This window comes from Gemmatimonadota bacterium, assembly GCA_016712265.1.
GTDB lineage: Bacteria > Gemmatimonadota > Gemmatimonadetes > Gemmatimonadales > Gemmatimonadaceae > RBC101.
In genome coordinates, this window is record JADJRJ010000029.1 from 233,061 (window position 1) to 247,523 (window position 14,463).

General features: G+C 66.8%; 10 protein-coding genes. 7 read left to right on the plus strand and 3 right to left on the minus strand.

Translation table 11 applies throughout. From position 1 onward, the window contains the following. The first annotated feature begins 161 nt into the window (after nucleotides 1-161). The 4 genes from IPK85_14875 (at nucleotide 162) to uppS (ending at nucleotide 5,242) form a co-directional block, all read left to right on the plus strand. Entirely contained in the window at nucleotides 162-3,314 is a 3,153-nt protein-coding gene (locus IPK85_14875) for a hypothetical protein (GenBank protein ID MBK8248674.1), read from the plus strand. A gap of 155 nt (nucleotides 3,315-3,469) precedes the next feature. Continuing rightward, nucleotides 3,470-4,123, plus strand: coding sequence for a hypothetical protein (locus IPK85_14880; GenBank protein ID MBK8248675.1), 654 nt, complete (start codon nucleotides 3,470-3,472; stop codon nucleotides 4,121-4,123). Between the two features lie 34 nt (nucleotides 4,124-4,157). Beyond that, nucleotides 4,158-4,499: a transcriptional regulator gene (locus IPK85_14885; GenBank protein ID MBK8248676.1), complete on the plus strand. Its 342-nt coding sequence runs from the start codon at nucleotides 4,158-4,160 to the stop codon at nucleotides 4,497-4,499. A 53-nt stretch (nucleotides 4,500-4,552) separates the two neighbouring features. Next, a complete protein-coding gene (uppS, locus tag IPK85_14890; protein MBK8248677.1) occupies nucleotides 4,553-5,242 on the plus strand; it encodes a di-trans,poly-cis-decaprenylcistransferase in 690 nt (229 codons plus the stop codon). A 39-nt stretch (nucleotides 5,243-5,281) separates the two neighbouring features. Here the strand turns inward: uppS and purK are convergent, their stop codons facing one another. The 3 genes from purK to IPK85_14905 all read right to left on the minus strand — a co-directional run bounded on the left by purK (nucleotide 5,282) and on the right by IPK85_14905 (nucleotide 8,622). Then, nucleotides 5,282-6,418 (minus strand): 5-(carboxyamino)imidazole ribonucleotide synthase, encoded by a 1,137-nt coding sequence (purK, locus tag IPK85_14895; protein MBK8248678.1) that lies wholly within the window; start codon nucleotides 6,416-6,418, stop codon nucleotides 5,282-5,284. Further along, nucleotides 6,415-6,873, minus strand: coding sequence for a 5-(carboxyamino)imidazole ribonucleotide mutase (gene purE / locus IPK85_14900; protein ID MBK8248679.1), 459 nt, complete (start codon nucleotides 6,871-6,873; stop codon nucleotides 6,415-6,417). Before purE ends, purK begins: the two co-directional genes overlap by 4 nt. Nucleotides 6,874-6,972: 99 nt before the next feature. Continuing rightward, nucleotides 6,973-8,622: a D-aminoacylase gene (locus tag IPK85_14905; GenBank protein ID MBK8248680.1), complete on the minus strand. Its 1,650-nt coding sequence runs from the start codon at nucleotides 8,620-8,622 to the stop codon at nucleotides 6,973-6,975. A 69-nt stretch (nucleotides 8,623-8,691) separates the two neighbouring features. On the opposite strand from IPK85_14905, the gene IPK85_14910 reads away from it, so the two are divergent. From IPK85_14910 to IPK85_14920, 3 genes are all read left to right on the plus strand, one after another. After that, nucleotides 8,692-9,672, plus strand: a complete 981-nt coding sequence (locus IPK85_14910; protein ID MBK8248681.1) for a calcium/sodium antiporter — start codon at nucleotides 8,692-8,694, stop codon at nucleotides 9,670-9,672. A 170-nt stretch (nucleotides 9,673-9,842) separates the two neighbouring features. Then, nucleotides 9,843-12,956, plus strand: coding sequence for a SusC/RagA family TonB-linked outer membrane protein (locus tag IPK85_14915; GenBank protein MBK8248682.1), 3,114 nt, complete (start codon nucleotides 9,843-9,845; stop codon nucleotides 12,954-12,956). A 21-nt stretch (nucleotides 12,957-12,977) separates the two neighbouring features. After that, nucleotides 12,978-14,375, plus strand: coding sequence for a hypothetical protein (locus tag IPK85_14920; protein MBK8248683.1), 1,398 nt, complete (start codon nucleotides 12,978-12,980; stop codon nucleotides 14,373-14,375). Nucleotides 14,376-14,463 lie beyond the last annotated feature (88 nt).

Sequence of the window (14,463 nt, forward strand, 5' to 3'; positions counted from 1 at the left end):
TGGGGGCGGGCAGAAGATAGCGCGCGCGGTTGAGGCGCGGCGATTCCACTGGCTCGACCCCGCGCGGGGCCGCAGATTGGGAGCGCGGGCCGTCACAGCGGCGCCCCGCACCTTTGCGTTGTATTGGTGGCACGTCAGGCCCCCCCGCCTCCATCCCTTCCATGATTCGCCCGATTCGCTCGTTCGCCTTCCTCCTCGCGGCAACCACTGTCCCGGCGGCCGCGCAGGTTCGGCCCGTACGGAACACCGCGCCGACGCTCACGCGCGACGTTCCAGCCACGGCCTTTGCCGGCCTCAGGTACCGCAATGTTGGTCCCGCTCGCGGTGGCCGTGTGACGACCGCCACGGGCGTGACGCAGCAGCCCCTGACCTTCTATATGGGTTCCACCGGTGGTGGGGTCTGGAAGACCACCAACGCCGGCCAGTCCTGGTTCAACGTCTCGGACAAGTACTTCAACGTGGCGTCGATGGGTGACATCGATGTCGCGAATTCGGACCCGAACATTGTGTACGCGGGGACGGGGTCGGACGGCTACCGCTCGAACGTCGCGATCGGTCGCGGGATCTGGAAGTCGACGGATGCCGGCGCAACCTGGGCGCACATCGGGTTGGCGACTGTGGGGAACATTGGCGGCGTCGAGATTCACCCCACCAATCCGGAGATCGCCTTTGTCGCGGCGATCGGCAACCCGTTCAAGCCCACCGCGGATCGCGGCGTGTATCGCACGACCGATGGCGGCAAGAGCTGGTCGAAGGTGCTCTTCGTGTCGGATTCCACCGGCGCCGTGGACGTAGAGATCATGCCGGGGAACCCCAGTGTGATCTACGCCTCCATGTGGCGCGCCGAACGCAAGCCGTGGACGATCATCTCCGGGGCGCGCGAAGGGGGCATCTACAAGTCGACAGACGGCGGCACCACCTGGAAGAAGCTGGCGGGCGGGTTGCCGTCGGACCTGTTCGGGAAGAGCAACCTCGCGGTGAGCCCGGCGTCGCCGAACTCGGTGTGGGCAATCATCGAGGCCAAGCCCGGCAGTGGCGTGTATCGGTCGGACAACCAGGGCGAGAGCTGGACCCTGCTGAGCAACTTCGGCCCGATGCTCACGCGCCCATTCTACTACACCGGGATCACTGTGCACCCGCGGGATCCGAACACGCTGTGGACGTATAGCGAAGGATTCTACAAGAGCATCGACAATGGCAAGACGTGGCGCTCGCAGAGCGTGCCCCACGGCGACAACCACGATCTCTGGATCAACCCGGAGATGCCGGACTACATGGTCCAGACCAACGACGGCGGGGCGAACGTCACGATCGACGGCGGGCGTACCTGGTCGACGCTGTATAACCAGCCGACGGCCGAGATCTACCAGGTCGAGGTGGACAACCAGTTCCCGTATCGGCTGTATGGCGCCCAGCAGGACAACTCCACGTTGATCGTGCCGAGCCTGCCGTTAACGAGTGGGCGCCCGGATTCCCCGATGCAGGAGTGGATGCAGGGGCCGGGGTGCGAGACCGGGCCGATCATGCCGCACCGGACCAACCCGGACACGGTGTACGGCGCGTGCAAGGGCCAGTTCTCGCGCATGAGCATGCGTTCGGGCCAGGAGCAGCCGTACTGGACCGGCGGTCAGTCGCTGTACGGCAACCCAGGCAAGGACATGGACCTGCGCTTTCAGCGCGTGTCCCCCATGGAAGTCTCGCGGTGGGAGCCCAACACGGTCTACTACGGCTCGCAGTATGTGCACCGCACGCGGGACGGGGGCATCACCTGGCAGACGATCTCACCCGACCTCACCCTCAACCCGCCCGAGCGCCAGCAGGACCCGAGTGGTGGCCCGATCACGATCGACGTGACGGGTGAGGAGTACTTCTCCGTGGTCTATGCGATCCGGGAGTCCATCAAGGAGCCCGGGGTTATCTGGACCGGGGCCAACGATGGGCCGTTCTACGTCACCCGCAACGGCGGTCGCACCTGGACCGACATTACCCCGCGCGGCCTCGTCGCCACCTCCAGCGACTTCACGCGCAACAACTTCAAGGGCCCGCCGGACGGGTGCCGCACGCAGAACATCGAGCCGTCGCCGCATCGCGCGGGCTCCGCGTACTACGCCGTGCACTGCTACTTGTTAGGCGACTTCCGTCCGTTCATCTACCGCACGGACGACTACGGCAAGTCGTGGACCCTGCTCACCCCGGGCGACAACGGGATCCCGGGCGACCACCCCACGCGGGTCGTGCGCGAAGACCCCGAGCGGGAGGGGCTCCTGTACGCGGGCACGGAGTTCGGGATCTTCGTCTCGTTTGACAACGGGAAGAAGTGGCAGTCGTTCCAGCTCAACCTGCCGTCGGTGCCGATCACCGACATGCGCGTGCACCGGGGCGACCTGGTGATGAGCACCCAGGGTCGGTCCTTCTGGATCCTGAACAACCTCTCGACGGTCCGTGCGGTCAGCGACAACCTGCTAGCCTCGTCGGCGTACCTCTACAAGCCGACCGATGCTTATCGTCAGCGGTATGCCGGCTCGTTCGGCGGCGTTGAAGGGAACCGCACCGACCCGGCGGATCCGCAGTATCCACCCATGGGTGCGCAGATCGACTATTGGCTGGGCAATGGGGCAGGCGGTGACGTGAAGCTCGAGATCTTCGACGGGACCGGAAGAGCCGTGCGAAGCTTTACCAGCGAAGCTTCGGGGGAGACGGCGACCACGGGGCCGAGCATGCGGCGCATGGTGACAGAGATTTCCGGGACGCCACGCCTGCCGAAGGCCGCCGGCCACAATCGCTTCACCTGGGACCTCCAGATGGCCGGGCCGTGGGACGCCAACCCGGGTCGCAGCGGTCGCAATGGCCCGATGATCCTGCCTGGCACCTACACGGTGAAGCTCACCGCTGGGGGACAGACGCTCTCACAGCCCCTCGTGGTTCGCATGGACCCGCGCATCACCCGCGATGGCGTCACCCTCGTGGCGCTCCGCGAGCAGCTGCAGCACAACCTCAAGGTGCGTGACATGGTCACCGAGGTGAACCAGCTCGCGGCCGCGATCGAGGAAGGCCGGACCCGCCTGCGTGGGGCGACGACGGCGGCCGACACGCTCAAGATGCTCGAGGAACTGCGGGCGAAGATCGTGACCCCGGCCATCCGGTACTCCAAGCCCGAACTGCAGGCGCACATCCAGTACCTCTACTCGATGACCATGCAGTCGGACCAGAAAATCGGGCGCGACGCGATCACGCGGTACGCCGTCCTCCGGAAGGAGCTGGATCTGCGCATCGAGGAGACGCGCAAGATCCTCGGGAACCGCGCGGCGATGTAGGACCTCGCTGGTGCAGGGAAGAGCGCCGACGGCCTCTGCCGCTCGGCGCCCTTTTGCATCCCCGGCCGAGGCCTGTAACGTCCCCGGCACGGGTTCGGCTCTGTAGTGCAAAGTACTTGACAGCCACCGCCCGGGCTGGCTATTCTGCCTCCCGTATGAGCTCCAAGCCGCCCCTCCGCCTTGAACGCGACGAGCCCCCGCCACGGCTCTCCGATCGGGCTATCGACAACCTCCGGTTCATCCGGGAGACGATGGAAAGCGCCGGGACGTTCACGGCGCTCTCCGGGAAGGGAATCGTCGGCTCCGGGATCATCGCCCTGTTCGCCTACTCGGTCGCCGGGCACGAGCTCAATTCCCCCCGCTGGATCCTCAGTTGGATCACGGCCGCGGTCCTTGCCTTTGTGCAGTCGGCGATCGCCACCTGGCGAAAGGCTCGGGCGACCGACACGGCGGTTTCTGCGGCGCTCGCCCGCAAGTTGGCCCTGGCCTTCTTTCCCTCCCTCGTTGCCGGCGCCGTGTTCACCGCGGTCGCCCTGCGCGCCGGGTGGTTTGTCGCCCTCCCCGGGGTCTGGCTGATCATGTACGGCGCGGCGGTGATGGCCGGTGGCGCGCTCTCCACACCGATCATTCCCGTCATGGGGGCGAGCTTCATGGCGATGGGTGCCCTCGCCCTGGCAGCGCCGGTGGCCCTGGCCACGGCGTGGAGTGAAGCGAGCCGCGCGGAACTCCTCAGCGCCCTGATGGCCCTGGGCTTTGGCGGCCTTCACCTCGGTTTCGGGCTCCTGATTTCCCGGAGGTTCGGTGGCTAGGCGTCAGGGTGCCGCCCGGGTGGCGGAGCATGAACTGCCGGCCCCGCCGGGCGCCGAGGCAACCTCGGGCGCGACCGCGGCCGAGCTGGATCGTCTCATCCACGAACGGATCAGGCTCGGGATCGTCAGTGCGCTGGCGGTCCACGCCGAGATGTCGTTCAACGACCTCAAGGGGGTCCTGGCGACGACGGACGGAAACCTCAGCGTTCACGCCCGGAAGCTCGAGGAGGCGGGGTACATCAGCTGCACAAAGTCTTTTGAGGGGCGCGTGCCACGAACGGCGTTCGCCCTCACGGCGACCGGGCGTGCTGCCCTCGAACGATACCTCGAACACATGGAAGCGATCATCAAGGCGACCCGGGAGGCCCGCGCGTGACACCGCACCCACATGCGGGGCACGATCCGCGCCAGTTTCCGCGCCACGTCGCCATGATCATGGACGGCAACGGCCGGTGGGCAAACCAGCGCGGTCGTCCGCGGACGGCTGGGCACCTCGCCGGCGCACGGACCGTGCGCCAGATGGTCGAACACGCCAGGCGCTCGGAGATTCGCGTCCTCACCCTGTACGCATTCTCCTCGGACAACTGGAGTCGCCCACAGGACGAGGTCGATGCGCTGATGCGGCTCTTTCGCCGCCACCTGGCCGCCGAGACCCCGAAGTGTCTGGAGAACGACATCCGAATCAGTGTCGTGGGTCGACGCGATCGCCTGTCGCCCGAACTCCGGCGTTCCATCGACGCCGCCGAAGACGCGACCCGGGAGTGCCGGTCCCTCCACCTGCGGCTCGCCGTCGACTACTCGGCGCGCGACACCATGGTCCGGGCCGCTGCATCGGTGCCGCCGGGCGTCTCGCTCAGCCGTGAGGACTTCTCCTCGCTGCTGGCGAGCGTGAATCACGATGACGGTAGCGCGGGGGACGTGGACCTGCTCATTCGCACCGGTGGCGAGCAACGGCTCAGCGACTTCCTGCTCTGGGAGTGCGCCTATGCCGAGCTGTATTTCTCTCGCCGCATGTGGCCGGATTTCAGCACGGCGGACTTTGACGCCGCGGTGGAGGACTTCCGCGCCCGCGACCGTCGCTTTGGCGGGCTCTCGAGACAGGTCGCGGCCCGCGCGTAGCCTGCGCGTCGCGCGCGGGTCCCGGCTCCCTGTCGGTTGTCAGCCCTGTCGGGAGAAGCGGCGTCGAGCCTCCAGCACGTGCTCCAGGGCGAGGTCGGTGCTCTCGGCAACGGCCGAGAGGTGTCCCATCTTGCGGCCCGGGCGCGCGGACGTCTTGCCGTAGAGGTGCAGGCGCACGTCGGGCACGGCGAGGGCCCCGGCGACGTCCGGTGTGATCCCTTCCCACAGGTCGCCTAACAAGTTCGCGATCGCCGCGGGCGCGATGGAACGCACCTCACCGAGGGGCAGGCCGCAGACGGCGCGCACGAGTTGCTCGAACTGGCTCGTGGAGACGCCGCGCTCGGAGTGGTGATACGTGTTGTGTGGCCGCGGGGCGAGTTCGTTGACGAGCAGGCGCCCGTCCGTCGTGAGGAACAGCTCGCACGCGATCAATCCCACGATGCCCATCGTCTCGGCGATCGCATGGCCCACCTGCCGCGCGTGCTGGACCAGGGGCTCCGGGAGCGGGCCGGGGCAGATCGACCAGTCGAGCACGCCGTCCACGTGATGGTTGATGGCCGGCGGATAGGTCACGCACGCGCCATCCTCGCGGCGCGCGACCAGCACGGACAACTCCAGGTCGAGCGAGAGGAACTGCTCCACGATGACCCGGCTGCTGCCTAACGTGTGCCAGGCCGCGCGGGCCTCGTCTGGGGTTTTCACCCGGACCTGGCCACGCCCATCGTACCCGCCCATGGGGGCCTTGCAGATCGACGGACCCAGCGCCGCCACCGCTGCGGCACATTCATCGGCGCTGGAGACGGCGCGGAACGGACCCACCGGGAACCCGTGCTGGTCCAGCCAGGTGCGCTGGCGGATGCGATCCTGGATGGTGAACACCGCCTCGGCGCGTGGGCGCAGGGGCGCAAGGTTGGCGACGGCCTCCAGGGCAGGGCGGGCGATCTGTTCGATCTCGAGGGTGACGACGTCGCATTCACGCGCGAGGTCGGCTGCCGCGTCCGCGTCATCGAAACGTGCCGTGATCACGCGACTGGCCACCGCCCGCGCCGAGCAATGCGGGTCGGGATCGAGCACCTGCACGTCGTAGCCTAACGATCGCGCGGCCATCCCGGTCATGCGGCCGAGCTGACCACCACCGAGGATCCCGATGGTGGCCCCGGGCAGGATCACGCTCACGGCAGGGACTGGCCGAGGACCTCGTCGCGTCGCGACTCCCGCCAGGCGACCAAACGTGCCCGGACCTCGGGTCGTTCGTTCCCGACAATTTCGGCGCCGAGGATCGCCGCGTTGATCGCCCCGGGCTTGCCAATGGCGAGCGTTCCCACCGGGACGCCGGCGGGCATCTGGACGATGGACAGGAGGGCGTCGTGTCCGTTCAGGACGGTCGCGGGAATGGGGACCCCGAGGACCGGGACGACGGTCTTCGCGGCGACCATCCCCGGGAGGTGCGCGGCGCCGCCGGCCCCCGCGATGATGACCTTCAGGCCGCGGGACGCGGCCGATGAGGCATACTCGAACATCCAATCCGGGGTGCGGTGCGCCGAGACGACGCGCATCTCGTACGGCACCTGGAGCTCATCGAGCATCGCCGCCGCGTGCTGCATGTGCTCGAGGTCGGACTTGCTCCCCATGATGATGCCGATCAGAGGGGCCGGATGTGGTTCGGGCATCGTCGTCGGGTGGGGCGGTCGAATCGTGATACGTGCGGTCGGACGGGCAATATCGCCGAGCTACCGCCCCTGGCGAAGGACCCGACCGGCCTTGGCGGTGGTCCGCGTGCCGTTGTCGATCAGGGCAGTGCCGTTGACGAACATGTAGTCGATCCCGGTGGCGTACTGCAGCGGCTTCTCGAAGGTCGCCCGGTCCTGAATGGAGTCCGGGTGGAAGACCAGGAGGTCGGCCTTCATGCCGGGGGCCAGACGGCCGCGGTCGCGCAGGCGCAGGATGTTCGCCGGGAGCGCCGTCATGCGCTGCACGGCCTGCTCGAGGGGGAGGACCTTGTCCTCGCGGACGTACTTTGCGATGAGGCGCGGAAAGGCGCCGAAGGCGCGCGGGTGGGCGCTTTTCGTGGTGGCCGGGTCGGCGAGAGGTGAGTCCACCTCGTTGGCCACGAAGGGAGCGCGCAGGGCCTGGTGTTTCTGCTCCTCGTTCATGCTTTGCGGGGCGACGTCCACCGGGCCATTCAGGACCAGGTCGAAGAAGGCGTCCCATTCGTCGATGCCGCGGGCCTTCGCGACGCCGCGCACCGAGAGGCCGACGAAGGCCTGGTCCACCTTGGGGCCGGCGCCGGTGATCAGCACGTTGTCCCAGTTCATCCCGACGTGACGGTACCAGTTCTCCCAGTCGCGGGTGGCCTCCACTTCCTGTCGCAGGGCGCGGCGCACGGCGGGGTCGGCCAGCGTGGGCACGAAGGCGGAGTCGCCCTTGGCGTAGTGTCGCGGGTGCAGGAACGAGCCGAGCCCGATGCCATTCCTGATGTAGGGGTAGATGTCCGCCGTGACGTCGAGGCCGCGCGCGCGGGCATCGGCGATCAGTTGGATCGCCTGCGGAATGAGGGGCCAGTTCTCCTGGCCGGCGGCCTTGAGGTGGTAGACGTGCGCGGGGATCTTCGCTTCTTCAGCGATCCGGATGACTTCGCGGATTGAGGTGAGCAGGTCCGCACTTTCGTTGCGCATGTGAGAGAAGTAGACGCCCCCGCGTGCGGCGGCGACCTTGCTCAGCTCGATCAGCTCCTCGGTCGTGGCATACGCTCCTGGTGGGTAGATGAGGGCGGTGGAGATCCCGACCGCGCCGTCCAGCATGGCGCTGTCCACCATGGCCTTCATGCGCGTCATTTCGTCTGGCGAGGGAGCACGGTCCTCTACACCCATCGCGACCTCGCGTACCTGCGCCGCCCCGACGTTGTGCACGACGTTCATCGGCACACCGGCCTTGTCGAGCAGCGCGAAGTACTCGGCGAAAGTGCGCCAGCTGGCCTTGGAGCCATCCGGCAACGTGGCGCCGTCGCCGAGGGTGGTGGGGGATTGTGGCGCCTCGGATCCACCTTCCCCAACCATCATCGTCGTAATGCCCTGCGCGAGCCGCGACCAGGCCGCGTTGGGTTCCGTCAGGAGCGGCCGGGTGGAGGTCCCCATGAGGTCGATGAACCCTGGGGTGACCACGCGATCGGCCGCGTCGATGGTGCGGGTAGCGGCGCGCGACGACAGGTCGCCGATGGCCACGATCTCGTCGCCCCGGATCCCCACGTCGGCGCGGTACCAGGGCGACCCTGTGCCGTCGACCACTCTCGCATTCCGGATGACCACGTCGAGCGGTCCGTCGGTCGGCGGGGCGGCGCAGGCGACTGCGAGGGCAGCGGCGAACAAAGGCCAGCGGGGCATGGAGGGTGGGTAGGGGGTTGCGAGTGAATCTGCGCTCCAACCCGGTCGTCGGCGACCTAAATTGCCGGAATGAGCACTCCGATGGCGACCCTCTTGATAATCGCAGGTCTCGCGGCCCTCGCCGTGGGTGGGGAACTGCTGGTGCGCGGGGCGACGACCCTGGCACGGATTGCGGGGCTGACGCCGGCGGTTATCGGCCTGACTGTGGTCGCGATGGGCACCTCGCTCCCCGAGCTGGTGGTTTCGTTGCTGGCGGCGCGGGACGGCTCGCCGGCGATCGCGGTGGGGAATGTCGTGGGGTCCAACATGTTCAACATCGTGGGGATCCTGGCGATCACGGCGCTCGTGATCCCCCTCCCAGTGCGTGGATCGGTCGTAAAGATCGAGTGGCCCTTCATGTTCGCGGCGTCGTGGATCGGTGTGATGTTCATGCGGGACCTCGTGATCGACCGGCTGGAGGGGCTCACGTTCCTCGCGGCTCTGGTGCTCTTCACCTGGTTTGCGATTCGCCTGTCCCGGGAGGAGATGCGCGCCGACGAGGCGGCGCAGTTCGAGGCCATGGCGGAAGACCGCGGGCTCCCCAAGCGGTGGCGTGAGGTTGGGCTCTCGGTAGGTCTGCTGGCCGTGGGGATCGTGCTGCTGGTGGTCGGCGGGAGCTGGCTGGTTGACGGTGCCGTGACGATCGCCCGGACGATCGGGATGTCGGAGCGGGTCATCGGGTTGACGATCGTGGCGGCTGGGACGAGTTCCCCGGAGCTGGCGGCGTCTCTGATAGCGGCTCGCCGCGGCCAGACGGACGTGGCGGTTGGGAACCTGATCGGATCGAACATCTTTAATGTCCTGGCAATCCTGGGGACGACGGCGCTGGTGACCCCGATTGCGGTCCCCCCGGAGGCCCTGCGGTCCGATGTGTGGTGGATGCTGGGCACGTCCTTTGCCCTGCTCCCCCTGATGCGGCGACGGATGGAACTGGGGCGCCTGGACGGGGCGCTGCTCCTCGCGTCGTACGCTGTATACCTCGCCCTTCTTCTCGGGGGGACGACCGGCTAGGGACGAGCCGCGGGAATCCGGGCGAGATTTCGATTGACGACGCCTGTACCCGGTCCTAACGTTGGGACGACCGACACCGCTCCGAGCCGTCCCGCGCGATCCCCACCGCGTGGTCGGCAGAGAAAGCGGGCGGTGGATCGGTTCTTCCCCACACCCCAGGAGACTCCGAGATGAGGATTCACTCGTTCGGACGACACCTGCGCTCCCTCGTCGGTCTGGTCGCGTTAGGCGCGACCGCTCTTGGCGCCCAAGGGACGCAGGGTACCATCAATGTCCGCGTGAACGCGGGCGGGTCCCCCGTGGACCAGGCGCAGGTCCTCGTGGTGGGCACCACGTTGGGTGGCCTCACGAATGCGGCAGGGCAGTACACACTGCGCGGCGTTCCGGCGGGTGCGCAGGTGGTGCGCGTGCTGCGCGTTGGCTACTCGGAACAGAAGCAGAACGTCACCGTGACCGCCGGTGGCACGCAGGACATCGAGATCGTGCTCACCCAGGTGGCGGTGAGCCTGGCGCCGGTGGTTACGACCGCCACGGGGCAGACCCGTTCGGTGGAGGTCGGGAATACGATCTCGAGCATCGACGCCTCGAGCATCGTGGACAAGACGCCGATCAAGAACGTCGACGACCTGCTGACGGCACGCACGACGAGCGTCGCGATCACGCAGGGCAACCAGACTGGGTCCGGCAGCCGCATGCGTATCCGCGGCCAGTCGTCGCTCTCGTTGTCCAACCAGCCGCTGTTCGTGATTGACGGGATCCGGATGACGAGCAACCCGGACGATACGAACCTGCCCACGGGTGGCGCGACGCCGAGCCGGGTGGGCGACATCAACCCGGATGAGATCGAGAACATCGAGATCATCAAGGGACCTTCCGCGGCCGCGCTCTACGGCACGGCGGCGGCGAATGGCGTCGTGGTGATCAACACCAAGCGTGGTCGCGCAGGGGCGGCCCGCTGGAGCACCTATGCCGAAGGCGGGATGATCAAGGACCGCAACACCTATCCGACGGCCTACACCCTCTTCGGCAAGCAGTTGCCCGCAGGCACGAACGCAGCGTTCAACTTCTGCAACCTGCAGCGGGTGGGTGTGGGGCAGTGCTCCATCGACTCAGTCGCCGACCTGAACATCTTCGAGGAAGACGACCTGACCCCGGTTGGGATGGGCCACCGCTCGCAGTTCGGTGCCCAGCTGCAGGGCGGGACAGAGATGGTCCGGTACTTCCTGGCCGGCGAGCGCGAGGACGAAGTCGGTGTGATGAAGCTCCCGACGTTTGAGCGCGATCGCATGAACGCGCAGGGGCTCCCGATTCGGGATTACACCGAGCGTCCCAATACGCTCGGCAAGAACAGCGTGCGACTCAACCTGAACTCCGCCGTCAATCCCAAGCTGGACCTGGCGTTGTCGACCGGCTTCACCAACCTGACGCAGCGTTTCTCCCTGGAGTCCAACGCGACCGCTGGGCTGGGTTCGCAGGTCTTTGGTGGCCCTGGGTGCCGGATCTGCTTGCCGGCACGCCTAACGGGCGCTGCGGCGCCGTTGAACACGGACCTGGCCGGCTACCGCGCCTGGACTCCGGGGTACACCTGGCAGGAAAAGAACCAGCAATACATCAACCGGACCATCCTGGCGGCAACGGCGAACTGGCGTCCGACCTCCTGGTTGCAGAATCGGTTTGTCTTCGGCAACGATTACGGTGCGCGCGAGGACGACCGCTACCTGCCGAATGGTGAGGGGCCGCCGATCACGGCGACGTATCGCAACGGGTTCAAGACGAACTCCCGCGGCGCGACGCGCAACACCACGGTCGACCTGGGCTCAACCGCCCAGTTCAACCCGCGTGCCTGGATGAACCTCAAGACCACCGTTGGCGCGCAGTACATCAACACGATTACCGACCTGGGCCAGGCGTCGGGAACGGAACTGCCTCCCGGGGCGCAGACGCCCAATGGTGCGGTGACGCGCACGGCGACCGAGGCGACGACGCTGATCAAGACGTTTGGCGTTTTCATTGAACAGGCGGTCGCCCTCAATGACCGATTGTTCCTGACGGGCGCTCTTCGCACCGACCAGAACAGCGCCTTCGGTACGGACTTCCAACGTGTGTATTACCCGAAGGCGAGCTTGTCGTGGGTCATCTCGGACGAGTCCTTCTTCCCCGAGATTGGCTGGATCGACCAACTGCGGCTCCGCAGTTCGTATGGCGCCGCCGGCGTGCAGCCGGGCCCGAACGACGCGTTGCGCTTCTTTAACACGTCGCAGCAGAACATCCTCGGCACGGACCAGCCCGGCCTGCAGATCTCGGCGCTGGGCAACTCCAACCTCAAGCCGGAGCGCAGCACCGAGTACGAAGGTGGGTTTGAGGCGCGCCTGTTCAAGAGCCGCCTGACGTTGGACGTGACCGGGTACACCAAGACGACGAAGGACGCCCTGATCTCGGCGATTGTCCCGCCGTCCCTTGGCTCGGCGACGTCCGTACGCCAGAACCTCGGCTCCGTACGCAACCAGGGGATCGAGGCGCTGGCCACGGCCCAGGTGCTGGATCGCCGCGCCTTCGCAATGGACCTCTCGTTGAGCTACTCTACCAACTCCAACGAGCTCATTTCGCTTGGCGGCACGCCGCCGCAGATCGGCACCAATACCCGCGTGGTCGAGGGATATCCGCTGTTCGGCTTCTGGGAGAACAAGATCCTGGGTTGGAAGGACAAGAATGGTGACAACCTGATCACGTACTTTGCCGACACCGCGCGTAACGAAATTTTCGTTGACTCGGTGGACACGTTCATCGGGTACACCCAGCCGCGAAACCTCGCGACGTTGAGCACCGGGTTCGAATTCCTCAATCGCAAGCTGCGCATCCAGACCCTGCTGGACTATCGTGGCGGGCACCGCTGGTACAACAACACGGAGCGGATTCGCTGCACCCGCCCGAACTGCGGCGGTCGCATGAATCCCAATGCCACGCTCGAAGACAAGGCGATGGTCACCGCGGCACTGGAGCACCCGGCCCGCACGAACGCCGGCTACTTCCAACCGGGCGAATACGTCCGGTTCCGCGAGGCTTCGCTGCAGTACACGTTCTCGCCGAGCATCGCGCGGACGATCTTCCGGGCGAAGAACGCGAGCGTCGTCGCGTCGGCCCGTAACCTGAAGTTGTGGACGAACTACCGCGGCACCGACCCCGAGTCGGACTTCCAGGCCACGGTGGATAACGACGTCCCCTCGGAGTTCCAGACCCTTGGGCCGCCGACGTACGTCGTCTTCCGCTTCAACTTCGTCTACTAACGCTCACCGAGGACACATTCCATGCGTGCAGTATTGCATTTCGGCGGGCGGTTCACGCGGGCGGCCGGAACGGCCGCGATGCTCGCGGCCTTCGCGGCCTGCAGCGGCGTGACAGACTCGCTCCTTGATGTCGAAGATCCGGATCTCATCATGCCGGAAAACGCCAGCTCCGCCGCGGGGGCGATTGCGGTGGCGAACGGCGCCCTCGGTCGCCTGCGCAACGTGACCGCCGGGGCCGAGAGTACCTGGATGTTCGGCGGCTTGTTGGCCGACGAATGGGGCACCAGCTCGACGTTCATCCAGAATGACGAAACCGATTGGCGTAAGATCCTGGACAACAATTCACAGGTTCAAGGGATGTTGCGCCGCCTCTATCTGGTGCGGACAGCGGCGACGCAAGGGGCTGCCCTCCTGAAGGAGTTCAACGCCACGCGCACGGCGCTCATGGGCGAGATGTTCTTTGCCCGCGGGTTCGCCGAGTTGCAGTTGGCGTCGGACTTCTGCAACGGGATTCCGCTGTCGGATGGGTCGACCCAGACGCCGGTCTACACCGCGCCACTCCCGGTGGCTACTGTGTTCACCGCGGCCATGGCATCCTTCGACTCGGCGTTGCTCGTGGCCACGGGCACTGACGCACAGTCCGTGCTGATCCAACGCGCGGCCCGTGTGGGCAAGGCGCGGGCGCAGCTCGGGAACAACCAGTTTGCGGCGGCGGCGACCACCGTGGCGGGCATCCCGACCTCGTTCCGATATCAGTCGACGTTCTCGCTCACCACGAGCGACAACATCATCTGGAACCAGGGCACTTCGGCCAAGCGCTATTCCGTCGCGGACAACCTGGAAGGAAACAGCCGGAACCTCGTCGTCAAGAACGCCATTCCGTTCTTCTCGGCGCGCGACCCGCGCCTCCCCGTGACCGACACGCGAACGGTCGGCCAGGATGGTGGGACCTTTGTGCGCACGACCACGTTGTATGACCGCCTGACCGCGATCGACGTGGTCAACGGCATCGACGCGCGGTTGATCGAGGCCGAGGCGGCGCTGCGTGGCGGCAACGCCACGCAGTGGCTGGCCATCCTGAATGGGCTGCGCACGGGAACGGACCGCGTGACGTCCGTAGGCACCGTAACGTTAGGGGCCACCGCGCTGGCACCGCTTACCATGCCGGCGTCGGACTCGGCCCGGGTCTCGTTGCACTTCTACGAGAAGGCCTTCTGGACCTTCAGCCGTGGTCAGCGCCTCGGTGACATGCGTCGGCTGGTGCGGCAGTTCGGACGCGCGCCCGAGGACGTGTATCCGGTGGGCATTCACTACAAGACCTCGCGGTACGGCGACGACGTGGTGCTGCCGGTCACCGTGGACGAGTCCACCAACCCGAACCTCAACGGCGCGCCCGCCTGTCTCGACCGCAAGGCGTGATTTGTTGGAAGTGACAAACGAAACGGGGGAGCCGATCGTGGCTCCCCCGTTCCGTTTTCGCGAATCGGGAGCGAGCTTCCGTCTCTCA

Bases quoted from the DNA above. Each gene is read 5' to 3' on its own strand.
- uppS (MBK8248677.1), top strand. From the start codon at position 4,553: ATGATCATGGACGGCAACGGCCGGTGGGCAAACCAGCGCGGTCGTCCG.
- IPK85_14915 (MBK8248682.1), top strand. From the start codon at position 9,843: ATGAGGATTCACTCGTTCGGACGACACCTGCGCTCCCTCGTCGGTCTG.
- IPK85_14875 (MBK8248674.1), top strand. From the start codon at position 162: ATGATTCGCCCGATTCGCTCGTTCGCCTTCCTCCTCGCGGCAACCACT.
- purE (MBK8248679.1), bottom strand. From the start codon at position 6,873: ATGGGGAGCAAGTCCGACCTCGAGCACATGCAGCACGCGGCGGCGATG.
- IPK85_14905 (MBK8248680.1), bottom strand. From the start codon at position 8,622: ATGCCCCGCTGGCCTTTGTTCGCCGCTGCCCTCGCAGTCGCCTGCGCC.
- IPK85_14920 (MBK8248683.1), top strand. From the start codon at position 12,978: ATGCGTGCAGTATTGCATTTCGGCGGGCGGTTCACGCGGGCGGCCGGA.
- IPK85_14910 (MBK8248681.1), top strand. From the start codon at position 8,692: ATGAGCACTCCGATGGCGACCCTCTTGATAATCGCAGGTCTCGCGGCC.
- IPK85_14880 (MBK8248675.1), top strand. From the start codon at position 3,470: ATGAGCTCCAAGCCGCCCCTCCGCCTTGAACGCGACGAGCCCCCGCCA.